Annotated in this window: 12 protein-coding genes; 4 read left to right on the forward strand and 8 right to left on the reverse strand. The window is 68.2% G+C overall.

The window, feature by feature from the left end:
* Window positions 1–89 precede the first annotated feature (89 nt).
* Complete coding sequence (locus ACZ6SF_RS27930; RefSeq protein ID WP_466065955.1) at window positions 90–581, forward strand: GAF domain-containing protein; 492 nt, start codon at window positions 90–92, stop codon at window positions 579–581.
* 25 nt (window positions 582–606) lie between these two features.
* Here ACZ6SF_RS27930 and ACZ6SF_RS27935 read toward each other — a convergent pair whose 3' ends face one another.
* Window positions 607–2,031: an LLM class flavin-dependent oxidoreductase gene (locus ACZ6SF_RS27935; RefSeq protein ID WP_466065957.1), complete on the reverse strand. Its 1,425-nt coding sequence runs from the start codon at window positions 2,029–2,031 to the stop codon at window positions 607–609.
* Entirely contained in the window at window positions 2,028–3,251 is a 1,224-nt protein-coding gene (locus tag ACZ6SF_RS27940; RefSeq protein ID WP_466065958.1) for an acyl-CoA dehydrogenase family protein, read from the reverse strand. Before ACZ6SF_RS27940 ends, ACZ6SF_RS27935 begins: the two co-directional genes overlap by 4 nt.
* Window positions 3,252–3,482: 231 nt before the next feature.
* On the opposite strand from ACZ6SF_RS27940, the gene ACZ6SF_RS27945 reads away from it, so the two are divergent.
* Together ACZ6SF_RS27945 and ACZ6SF_RS27950 are read left to right on the forward strand one after the other, a co-directional pair.
* Entirely contained in the window at window positions 3,483–4,628 is a 1,146-nt protein-coding gene (locus ACZ6SF_RS27945; protein ID WP_466065960.1) for an LLM class flavin-dependent oxidoreductase, read from the forward strand.
* Window positions 4,629–4,773: 145 nt separating this feature from the next.
* Window positions 4,774–5,613 carry a class I SAM-dependent methyltransferase gene (locus ACZ6SF_RS27950; RefSeq protein WP_466065962.1) on the forward strand — a complete coding sequence of 280 codons (840 nt, stop codon included), beginning with the start codon at window positions 4,774–4,776 and terminating at the stop codon, window positions 5,611–5,613.
* Here the strand turns inward: ACZ6SF_RS27950 and ACZ6SF_RS27955 are convergent.
* From ACZ6SF_RS27955 to ACZ6SF_RS27970, 4 genes are read right to left on the reverse strand one after another with little or no spacing between them, the layout of a single operon-like run.
* Window positions 5,610–6,296 carry a nucleoside/nucleotide kinase family protein gene (locus tag ACZ6SF_RS27955; protein WP_466065964.1) on the reverse strand — a complete coding sequence of 229 codons (687 nt, stop codon included), beginning with the start codon at window positions 6,294–6,296 and terminating at the stop codon, window positions 5,610–5,612. The genes ACZ6SF_RS27950 and ACZ6SF_RS27955 overlap by 4 nt on opposite strands.
* Window positions 6,286–7,140 (reverse strand): helix-turn-helix domain-containing protein, encoded by an 855-nt coding sequence (locus tag ACZ6SF_RS27960; RefSeq protein WP_466065966.1) that lies wholly within the window; start codon window positions 7,138–7,140, stop codon window positions 6,286–6,288. The genes ACZ6SF_RS27955 and ACZ6SF_RS27960 overlap by 11 nt, the downstream gene beginning before the upstream one ends.
* Window positions 7,137–7,664: a DUF6879 family protein gene (locus ACZ6SF_RS27965; RefSeq protein WP_466065968.1), complete on the reverse strand. Its 528-nt coding sequence runs from the start codon at window positions 7,662–7,664 to the stop codon at window positions 7,137–7,139. Before ACZ6SF_RS27965 ends, ACZ6SF_RS27960 begins: the two co-directional genes overlap by 4 nt.
* Window positions 7,645–7,974: a hypothetical protein gene (locus tag ACZ6SF_RS27970; RefSeq protein WP_466065970.1), complete on the reverse strand. Its 330-nt coding sequence runs from the start codon at window positions 7,972–7,974 to the stop codon at window positions 7,645–7,647. The genes ACZ6SF_RS27965 and ACZ6SF_RS27970 overlap by 20 nt, the downstream gene beginning before the upstream one ends.
* Window positions 7,975–8,557: 583 nt before the next feature.
* Here ACZ6SF_RS27970 and ACZ6SF_RS27975 point away from each other — a divergent pair.
* On the forward strand, window positions 8,558–9,325 hold the full coding sequence (locus ACZ6SF_RS27975) for a trypsin-like serine peptidase (RefSeq protein ID WP_466065971.1): 768 nt from the start codon (window positions 8,558–8,560) through the stop codon (window positions 9,323–9,325).
* A 110-nt stretch (window positions 9,326–9,435) separates the two neighbouring features.
* On the opposite strand, the gene ACZ6SF_RS27980 is transcribed toward ACZ6SF_RS27975, so the two are convergent.
* Together ACZ6SF_RS27980 and ACZ6SF_RS27985 are read right to left on the reverse strand one after the other, a co-directional pair.
* Window positions 9,436–9,747, reverse strand: coding sequence for a WXG100 family type VII secretion target (locus tag ACZ6SF_RS27980; RefSeq protein WP_466065973.1), 312 nt, complete (start codon window positions 9,745–9,747; stop codon window positions 9,436–9,438).
* Between the two features lie 26 nt (window positions 9,748–9,773).
* The gene (locus tag ACZ6SF_RS27985) at window positions 9,774–11,405 is read right to left on the reverse strand and encodes a hypothetical protein (RefSeq protein ID WP_466065975.1); all 1,632 of its coding nucleotides are present in this window, start codon (window positions 11,403–11,405) and stop codon (window positions 9,774–9,776) included.
* Between the last annotated feature and the right edge of the window lie 11 nt (window positions 11,406–11,416).

The following is an 11,416-nucleotide window of genomic DNA, read 5'->3' on the forward strand; positions in this document are numbered from 1 at the left end:
ATGCCGAAAACTGCTGGACCGCACGTTTTTCCGGGCGCACCGGGGACCGGCCCGGCGACGTGGGCGAGCGCCCGTTCTACGATCCGGGCATGTCCTTCGACCTCGTTCCGCTCTCCGGCGACCGCGCCGAGGGATACCGCGAACTCACCCTCCAGGCCGCGGCGCTGCTGACCGGCGAGACCGACCGGATCGCCAATGCCGCCAATCTGAGCGCCCTGGTGTTCCACTCGCTGCCGGAGGTGAACTGGGCCGGTTTCTATTTCTTCGACGGACACGAACTGGTGGTCGGCCCGTTCCAGGGCAAACCGGCCTGTGTGCGGATCGCGCTGGGCGCCGGGGTGTGCGGCACCGCCGCCGCGACCCGGCGCACCCAGTTGGTCGCCGATGTCCACGCCTTCCCCGGCCATATCGCCTGCGATGCCGATTCCCGCTCCGAGGTCGTGGTGCCACTGGTCCGCGAGGACACCCTCATCGGCGTCCTCGATATCGACAGTCCCCGTGCGGCGCGGTTCGACGAGATCGACCGCCGCGGGCTGGAGGCCGTAGCCGAGGTGTTCGTGAATTCCCTGAAGCCGTCCTGACCGCGCCTGCTCGCGTCCACCGGCATCAGGGGACCAGCCGCGCATCCCGCGCGATCTCGTCCGGTAACGCCGTCGAACCGGGACCGCCCGGCCGGTACCGCGCACCGCGATGTTCGGCGGGCAGCCGGTCGCCCCGGCCGAACAGCGCGTTGCGCAATGTCCCCGGGACGTACTCGCCGGGATAGGCGCCGCGCGCTGTCAGCACCGGAATCACGTGCGTGACAATATCTTCGAAGGTGCCCGGGGTGATCGCGTAGGCCAGGTTGAACCCGTCCACATCGGTCTCCCCGGCCCACTCCTGCAGCCGGTCGGCCACCGTCTCCCCGGACCCGACGAACACCGGGCCCATACCGCCGATACCGGCCCACCGGGCGATATCGCGGACGGTCCACTCCCGGCCGTCGTCGTCGAACTCCTGGAACGCCGCCACCGCCGACCGGATGGCGTTGCTCCGGACCTCGCCGATGGGGTCGTCGAGGTCGTAGCGGGACAGGTCGATGCCCATCCAGCCCGACATGAACACCAGACCGCCCTCGACGCTGGCATAGGACAGATAGTCCTCGTGTTTGGCGCGCGCCGCCTCGTCGGTGGCGTCGGTGACGATGGTGGCCAACGCGTAGATACGGGCGGCGTGGCGGTCGCGCCCGGCGGCCTCGAGCGCATCGCGGAGGGTGGTCACCGTCTGTGTCAGCACCCGCTTCGAGGGCGCGGCCACGAAGATCGCCTCGGCGTTCTCGGCCGCGAACCGCACCCCGCGCGGCGACGCCCCGGCCTGGTAGATCACCGGCGTCCGCTGCGGTGACGGTTCCGACAGATGGACGCCCGGCACCGTGAAATGTTTACCGGCGTGGCCGATATGGTGCACCTTCGCCGGGTCCACATAGACGTTGCGCACCGGATCGCGCACCACGGCGTCGTCCTCCCACGACCCCTCCCACAGCTTGTACAGCACCTCCAGGTACTCGTCGGCCTGGTCGTAGCGTTCGTCGTGGTCGAGCTGATCGTCGGCGCCGAAATTGCGGGCCGCCGACGGCAGATACCCGGTGACGACATTCCAGCCCACCCGGCCGCCGGTGAGGTGATCGAGTGTGGACAGCCGCCGCGCGAACGGATACGGATGCTCGAATCCGGTGCCGGTGGTGATCCCGAAACCGAGATTCGCGGTCACCGCCGCCATGGCCGATACCAGCAGCAGCGGATCGGCCACCGGGATCTGCGCGCCCTGCCGCAGCGCCGCCCGGTCGTCGCCGCCGTAGACGTCGTAGGTGCCCAGCACATCGGCGATGAACAGCCCGTCGAACCGGCCGCGTTCCAGCAACCGGGCCAGCTCGGTCCAGTAGCCGATCTCCTTGTACCGGTGCGACTGATCGTCCGGGTGCCGCCACAGGCCCGGGGACTGATGGGCGACGCAGTTCATATCGAACGCGTTGAACCGGATGCGCCGGGTCATTTCGCCGGCTCCTGCGCCGCCGCGCGCTCACCCGCGCTCCAGGCGAACGGGAGTTCGGTGCCGTTGAGCAGATGGTCCCCGACCGCCCGCGCCTTCTGGATCGCCGGGTTGTGCACCGAGATGGTGCGGGCATTGCGCCAATGCCGGTCCAGCCGCAGCCCTTCGGCGGTGATGGACGCCCCGCCCACCTCGAACAGTTCACTGGTGGCGGGCAGCACGGTATCGATCACGGCGAGCTGCGCCTGCGCGGACGCCAGCTCGACCCGGTTCAGCGCGCTCTCGTCCTGCGCGCCCGCGGCCAGCACCTCGTCGAGCAGATCCGCGACCGCCAGCACATTCGCCCGCGCGCTGAACGCCGCGGCCGACAACCGGCCGATCACCTGCTGCACCAGCGGATCGTGACGGGGCAGATCGGCGGCCGAATGGGTGTAGCCGCGACGGCGGCGCGCCACCCACTCCCGGGTGTCGCGTTCGGCGCGCTGTGCGATACCCGCCAGCACCGCGAGCTGGAACAACTGGAGATAAGCGGTCGAGTACGTCGGCCCGGCGACCCCGTAGCCAGGTCCGAGGATCTGCTCCTCGGCCACCGCGACCCCGCTGAACTCGGTGGTACCGCTGGCCGTGAGCCGCTGCCCGAATCCGTCCCAGTCGTCGTGCTGACGCACCCCCTCGGCGTCGGCGGCCACCAGCAACCCCACCCGCTCACCGTCGCGATCGGCGGCCACCAGGATGTGGTCGGCGTACAGCGATCCGGTGCTGTAGTACTTGGTGCCGTCGAGTACCCAGCCGTCCCCCGCGCGGGTGAGCCGGGTCGCGTACCGGTCCACCGCGCCCACCCCCGGCTCGGTGATCGCGTTCCCGATCAGGGCGCCCTCGGACAGTGCCCGCAACCAGCGCTCACGCCCCTCGCCGGCCTCGGCCAGCAACTGATCCTCCACGAAAACGAAATGCACCCGCAGCGCCTGCGGCAGATTCGATTCGGCGGCGGCCAGTTCGATCAGCTGCCGGAACAGCTGCCGCACGCTCGCCCCGTACCCGCCGTGCTCCACCGGGACCCGTAGCGCGCCGAACCGCGCCTTCCGCAGGCGGCGGACTTCGTCGTGGGCGAGCCGGCGGTCGATCTCGCGTTCGACCGCGCCGGCCGCGATATCGGCGTAGATCGGCGCGAACACCGCGTCGAGATCGGCATCGGTCGCGGGCTGGGATGCGGTGGAGGTCATCGCCCCACGATCACCGACGCCACCCGCACACTCACCCGTTACGCGCACCGCGATCCGAAACCGGCCGCCGGGCGCGGCCCGGGCACGGCATCCGCACCCTTCCCGGGCAAGAATCCCGCTGATTCCAACCGGTGACCCGCGCGGCGGGACGGGTCAGGATCGGAGGTCGGCCCGGCGAGGAGCTCGGCCGCCGCCCTGCCCGCTCTCGAGCCCCTCGAAGGAGTTCCCCGGATGAGCCTGTCCTTCCACTGGTTCCTGCCCACCTACGGCGATTCGCGCGGCCTGATCGCCGGCGGTCACGGTACCGCCATGTCCGGCGACCGTCCCGCCTCGCTGCGCTACCTGAACCAGATCGCGGGCGCGGCCGAGGAGAACGGCTTCGAGGCGGTACTCACCCCCACCGGCGCCTGGTGCGAGGACGCCTGGCTGGCCACCGCCATGCTGGTGGAGACCACCGAGACGCTGAAGTTCCTGGTGGCGTTCCGGCCGGGTCTGGTGAGCCCCACCCTCGCCGCCCAGATGGCCGGCACCTTCCAGCGGCATTCCCGCGGCCGATTACTCCTCAACGTGGTCACCGGCGGCGAACCCCACGAACAGCGCGCCTTCGGCGATTTCCTGGACAAGGAACACCGCTACGAACGCACCGGCGAATTCCTGCACATCGTGCGCAGCCTGTGGGAATCCCGCGAACCGTTCACCTTCGAGGGCACCCACCTCCAGGTCCAGAACGCCCTGCTGAACAACCACCCCGACCCCCTGCCGCCCATCTTCTTCGGCGGCTCCTCCCCCGCCGCCGGCCCGGTCGCCGCCCAGTACACCGACACCTACCTCACCTGGGGTGAACCGCTTTTCGCGGTCAGCAAGAAACTCGACTGGATCCGCGGCCTGGCCGCCGACCGCGGCCGCACCGTCGACTTCGGTATCCGGTTGCACGTGATCACCCGCGACACCTCGGAAGCGGCGTGGGCCGAAGCGGATCGGCTGCTGGAGGGGATCGATCCGGCGGATATCGAACGCGTCCAGTCCAACCTCGCCCGCAGCGAATCCGAAGGTCAGCGGCGTATGCTGGAACTGCACGGCGGCCGCACCGACAAACTCGAGATCGCCCCCAATCTGTGGGCGGGCGTCGGCCTGGTCCGCGGCGGCGCGGGCACCGCGCTCGTCGGGTCGCACGAAGAGGTGGCCGAACGGCTCATCGAATACTCGCGCCTCGGTATCTCCCACTTCATCCTCTCCGGCTACCCGCACGTCGAGGAGGCGTACTGGTTCGGCGAGGGCGTCCTGCCGATCCTGGAGAAGAAGGGCCTGTGGCGCCGCGCCGTCGACCGCCCCGTAGCCGCCACCGGCACCCCCTTCGCCACCGCCTCCACCAGCTGAACCCCGCCCCGAATACCTCACCGCCACGCCGGTATCCGTGCCCGACCGCGCGTGCCGATGGGTCACTCGGCCGACAATCATCTGGTGAACACGCCCGGCGATACGTAGCTCACCGTTCTTTCCCGTTTCCGGCTACGTTGGGCGCATGGGTGAGGCGATATCGCTGGGTGTGGTCCAAGAGACGCTGCTGATACCCCTGTACGGGCGCGCGCGGGATGCGCAGCGGCCCGACAGCATTCTGCGCGACACCAAGGCGATCGAACTGGTCGCCGCCATCGATTACGACTTCGGCAAGTTGCGCGGGCCCTCACTCGGAGGGTCGGTGCTGCGCGCCTCGATCTTCGACCAGTACGTCCGCGATTTCCTCGCCGAACACCCCGACGGCACGGTGGTCGATCTCGGCTGCGGGCTCTCCACCCGATTCGACCGTCTCGACAACGGCCGCCTGCGCTGGTTCGACCTCGATCTCCCCGACACCATGGCCCTGCGCCGCAAGTTCTTCACCGACAGCGACCGCTACACCATGGTCGAGGGTTCGATCCTGGAAGACGAATGGTTCGACCGGGTCCGTGAACGCGGCGGCCCGATCTTCCTGCTCAGCGAAGCGGTCCTGCTGTACTTCCCCGCCGACACCGTCCACCCGGTCCTCGAGCGTATCGCGACCGCGTTCCCCGGCAGCGGCCTCGCCTTCGACACCGGCGGCAAGGCCATGATGAACACCCAGGACAGAAACCCGGTATTCAAACAGCTCCAGGCTCGCATGAAATGGATCTGCGACGACCCACGCACGCTCGAAGAGCTCGGCCTGCGACTCCGGGACTCCCGCACCTTCGCCACCCCCCAACCCGCCGTCGCCCGCACCTGGCCGCGCCGCTACCGCCTGGGTATGAAGGTGATGCGCCTGGTCTTCCCGCCCCCGGTCACCACCTACAAACTCAACCTCTTCGAAACAGCCCCCGACGCAGGCGACGGCAGGCGTTTCTAGGAACGCTCGACGAGATAACCGCCACCGCGTTCACGCAGCCGGAGATCCGCCCGGGACCACGTACCGGAGACCAGGCGCGCGTTCGGCAGATCGCTTTCGGAGATCTTGCGCTCGGTTTCCGCGGCGGATTTCCCGCCATCGCGAAAACGCCGCCGCAACCGTTGGCCGATCACCTCCTCGGAGGCATCCAGAAACCACACTTCGTCGAGAAGCCCCCGGATATCGCGCCAGCCCGGACGGTCGACAAGGAGATAATTCCCCTCCACCACCGCGATCCGCTCCGTCGTGAAAACGAAACCATCGACAACCGGGTCATCCAGTGTCCGGTCGAACGTCGGCCAGGGCACTTCCCGGCCGAGTGGGGTCTCCCGCAGGAGTCTCAGCCGATCGACGAAACCCGCCACATCGAATGTGCCGGGGTCCCCCTTACGATGCGCCGCCCCGGCCGCCGCCAGGGCGTCGGAAGTCAGATGAAACCCATCCATCGGGGCTACGCCCCCGACCCCACCCGAACTTCCGTTCATCGCGTCCACCAGCCGCGCCGCGAGGGTCGACTTCCCCGCCGCCGGCGGCCCGGCGATACCGAGCACGAACCGCCGCCCACCCGAAGCCCGCGACAGCACCGCCGCCGCCAACCGCTCCACAGATACTGTCAGCGCATCCTCCCGGGCGTCACCGATCACCGGCGACTGCGTCGCGCCGACGGGTCATTGCCTCGTGAATCAGCCCACGCGCGGCATCGCCCGTAACCGCCTGCTCCGCGAGGATCCCGAAAGCCCTTCGGTAGAGCGCAATCTCCCGCGGCTGAGTGATCGTGAGCTCCGCCGACACAGCTTCCACCAGCACCATCCGCTCGTCGAACATGACGAAATTCGTTGCCGGAACTCTCCATTCTGCGGACAGAGGAACAACTCCGAGCAATACCCGAGGCAATCCCATCACAGCCAGGAGCCGGTCGAGTTGACCCACCATGACCGAATGGTCACCGACCGTCGTCGCGATCGATTGTTCGGTGATGACGATATGAAACCGGCGGTCGCCTGTGTACAGGAACCGCTGCCGCTCCATCCGCCGCGATACGCCCTGTTCCACGTCATCGGGTACGGAATAGAACCCGGCTCCGGTGCGCAAAACCGCCTCGGCGTACTCGGCGGTCTGGAGCATTCCTGGAACGAGGACCGGCTCATAGATCCGCATCAGCCTCGTCTGCTCGGCCAGCGCCACCGAACGCGCTTGCCGCTGTCTCGTTCCTGTTTGAAGTATCCGGCGCCATTCCAGATGGGCGGCCTCGATGTTGCGAACGGCGGCCACCAGATCCGGAAGCTGCTCTCCACTATCGGTATGCAGGCAATATGCGCGCAGATCGGCTTCGTTTGGGCTGCGGTCACCCGTTTCGATCTTGGATACCTTCGACTCGTGCCAGCCGGCCAGCAGGGCAAGTCGGCGCCCCGTGAGACCCGCATCCTTGCGGATCTCACGGAGACGCTGTCCGAGCGCTCGACGCTGCTCGTGAACCGCCTTGCTCACTGGTGAGAGTCGGCTGCCGGATACTCGTGGTAGGGGGTGGCCGAGGCCCATAACCGCTGTTTCACATCGACACAGTAATCAACAATCCACGGATCGGTTGTCACGACCATCCCGCGGCCACGGCCGTCGGGGTCGCGTGCGTGGAATGCCACCCGGACGTCGTCCAGCAGCCAGTAATCCTCCGTCGGGATGTGACCGGCTCTGTGCCGACCCAAGTAACGAATGTCCTCACCGGCCGCAAGGTTTTCCGGCGTGACCGTCAGCAACCAGCGATGGTAATCGGTGAGCGGCTCTGTGACTACTCGCACTCGACGTACGGCAACCCCGCGTCGAGTCGTCTCCTCTATCAGTAACCGCCACGGGCGGAACCACTCGTAATCCGGCTCCGACTCTCCCGACAGGAATCTTCGCAGTGGCTCGGACTCGACAGCGACCCCATAGGAGTCACGCACCTCGAGATGGAACGCTTCGCGCGTGCAGGCGCGAAGCAGATCCGGGAAGGGATCAGCTTGCAGCAATAGCACCGTAGAAATACCTCTCCCGCTTCGGGACCTCGATCGCCGACTCGCCCTCGGCCAAGTCGAGTTGGGCGAGCGTATCCGGCTCCGAAACCGCACGCCCGGCAAGGGTGAAGGTCCCCCGGCCGGTATCGGTCATCGTCGCACCTATGTACGTATTCGGCTCGGCGAAACCCGGAAGCAGATGCGGGATTTCCACCGTCCCGGACCGACCGGTCCTCCAGCCCTGAACTATGTAGGTGCCCTCGTCGCTGACATACAGCGAAGGGCACTCGCCGACGCCCGAGCCGCCTCTGCCCAGGAATTGCAAACGCATGCCTCTCCTCCGTTCCGGAGTATGACCTGATGTGACACTCCTGAAACTGATTGTGCCCGCGCATCAGCAATATCACCGCAGGTAGAAATAAATGCGTCAAACAGTGCCAAACTCCTGGGCGTCAGAGCCGATCGAATCTAGCGTCATCTGCAGCTCGCGGCGTCGGGCGCCGCTTCCCCGCCGCCGCGAGCAAGCCAAGGACACAGGGCAAGGGGCCAACCATGCTGTTCTCCGTGAGAGTGAGTTGTTGTGGATCGCAGTGGTTCTTGTACGCGCCCGCGTTCGGCGTATCGCGGTTCGTCGCGGAAAAGCACGCTATCCGGCAGACCGCGCGCGACATGATCGCCCAGTGCGGCGCCGCCCCCTCTACGTTCGAAATCGAGTTGGAGCTGGGGAGGGTCTTGGACCGAGCCGACCTTCGAATACTGCCCGGAGACCCGCCCACGTCCAGCCGGCCGAGCGGATCCCGCCGGGTGGCAGGAGATCAGATATCCGACGATCGGCGCCACGACCGTTCCAGTTGATCTCACAGTATCGAATTTCCGGGCCGCAACGCGGGGGAAAGGAGTTGTAGCGTGAGCGCATGCGTCCTGCCGCCGGAGTACTTGTTCTGCTGGTCTCGGTGCTGATGGGGACCTCCGCACCGGGCCGGGCGGAGGAGGTGCCGGATTCGTATCCGGTGGCCGAACCGGATCCGCGCATCGGAGCGTTGTTCGTCGGGAGCACGGCCGTACACACCTGCTCCGGGAGTGTTCTGGACAGCGGGGACGGGGATCTGGTCATCACCGCCGCGCACTGTGTGATCGGGCCGGGGGCGCTCATCGGCTTCGCGCCGGGGTACGACCGAGGGCGTGAGCCGCTGGGGCGGTGGCAGGTATCGCAGGTCTATCTCGATCGGCGCTGGGTGGCCGGGCTCGCGGTGGATCACGACTACGCGATACTGCGCGTGCGCCCGGGAGCGGGTGCGAGGGAGGTCTCTATCGGAGACGCGGTCGGAGGAGGACTCCGAGTGGCGAGCAATCCCGGGGTCGGGGATCCGGTCACCGTGACCGGCTACGGTGTGGGACTGCTGGATTCGCCGACCGCCTGCACACGACCCGCCCAGGCCGAGCATGGCTACTCCGCATTCGTCTGCGGCGGTTTCGTGTACGGGACCAGCGGGGGGCCGTGGGTTGCGCGGAACGGGCGCGATCTCGTCGGAATCATCGCCGGTCCGCATCTGGGCGGCTGCGCGACCGGAGTTTCCTACACACCGCCGTTCGACGACGCTTTGCACGCACTGATTCGGCGGGCGGAGAGCCGCGGCCCGTCGGATACGGCTCCCGTTCCCGATATCGTCAACGACTGCTGACCGCTGGGCGGTCGGAGATCGTGCCTACCGCACTCGCCGCAGGATTTCCTTCAGGACCTCGTCCGCGCCCGGCATCAGGGCGATCTGTTCCGCCGAGTACCGCGCCCGCACTAGCCGTTGCCGGAGACTTCGTTCTCGTTGTGCTCGAAGGCGTTCGCCGAGTCGCGGAGGTTGTCGGCGTTGTCCCCGAAAACCGTGACGAGCTGGGACAGGGAGCCGAAGGTGTTGTCCCGGTTCGCCTTGTAGCCCTTCTCCCCCTCGGCGAATTCCCGGCCGGCCTTGTCGTCGCCCCACGGCTCGCCCCGGCTCTCGCAGGAGGTCCGCAGGTTCTCGAGAACTCCCCGGGTGATATCGGCGACGACACCGAATTCGACTCCCGCCTGGCGCAGTCCGTCGGGGTTGATCTCTACGGAATCACTCATTGCCCTGCTCCTGTTCTCGGTTCGGATCAGATCGTGAAGTCGGCGGCGGCGCCCTGCCGCTGGTGGAAGCGGGCCTCGAAGCCCTCGGTGTAGCGGGAGGGCGCGGTGGAGGACGAGGACTGCTCGATCACCCCGTCGTCGGCGATGTAGAAGATCGCGCGGCCGATGGAGATCTCGTCCGGCCGAGTGGGCACGAAGACCATCCAGCCGACGGTCAGGCGTTCGGCCACCAGTTCGTCGACCGGGTAGCCGGAGGTGTCGATGCCGAGGGCGAGGATGTGCTCGCGCACCGTGGCGATCGCGCGGTCCCGCGTCAGCACCTCGGGCACCTCGGTCACCACACCGGCGAGGGAGAGCTGGTAGAGGGCGGCGTCGAGATCGTCGGACGGGTTGTCGAAGAGGGCGGCCAGCGTATCGCGGTTGACGACAGCGGATTCGGTGGCGGCCACCAGATCCGCCGCGGCCGCGCGCTGCCGGTCGCTCGGGTCCGGACTCACCACGCCGCACACCACCTCGGCGACGGTCCGCGCCGACCACACCCCGGGTACCGCGGCGCTGATCAGGTCCGCCGGGGCCGATTCGCCGCGGAACCAGCTGTCGCCCTCCCACCAGTAGCAGAACGACAGCAGGCCGCGCGCGGCACGGGGATTGAGCACCTGGTCGGCCACCCACTCCGGGGCGCCCGCGTACAGGTCGGGCATGGGGCGGCCGTCGTTGTAGGCGGCATCGAGTTCGGGGGCGTTCCACACACCGCCCGACAGCACCGCGCGTCCCCCGGGCAGGACATACAGCGTGGCGCCGCTGCGCCCGGAACCCTCGAAGACGCCGAGTGCGGGCAGGATTCGCGGGCCCCATTCCGAGCCGACGGCGACGAAGGCGGCCGCGATCGTCGCCCAGCGCGCCCAGAGCACCGGCAGTTCGGGGAGATCGTCGCCGGCCCGCACCGCGGTGATACCGGCGTCCTGGTCCGCGCGGGCGCGTGCCGCTGCCCGCTGCGCGGGTCGCCACTGCCGGTTCCCGTGACCGATATAGGCCGCCAGCCAGACCGGCAGCCGGTCGCGGGGGAAGGTCTCCAGATCCGCGCGGTAGGCGTCCGGGACCAGCAGCTGATCATCGGGGAACGGTTCCTCGCCGTAGTCGTAGGTGATCGCGAGGTCACCGGCGCTATCGAGCCGGATCACCATCCGCCACCACGGACCGTCCCCCAGCCCGGCCGATATCTCACGCTGCAGCCGGACCATATCGACGATCTCGTCGGACGGTTCGAACCGGGACACTCGCCCGGTCGGATCGGTGTACAGCGAGTAGGTCACCCCGCCCACGGTCGTGATCGCGAAATGCGCTTCCAGGCGTTGCCATCCCGGCGGGCCCGCCGCGGCGAGTTCACGCGCGACCGTATGCGCGAGTTCGGTCGCCTGCTGCTCGATGGGCGGGGCGGCGTCGGGCGGCTCGGCCTGCGCCGGGACCGGTTCGGCGCCGGGCGCCGCGTCGGTAGTGGGCCCGGCCGGAATACCGGCCGCCGAGGCGACCGGGCCCGCCGGTCCGGAATCGACCTGGCCGGCGGTCGATAGCGCTCCCACGGGAACCGGACCGCTCAGGTTGAAGGCGATATCCGGAGCCTCGCCGGACGCGGCGGGGTCCTGGTGCGGTTCGTTCATTCGATCCTGCC

The sequence above is a fragment of the Nocardia sp. NPDC049935 genome (genome assembly GCF_055586645.1).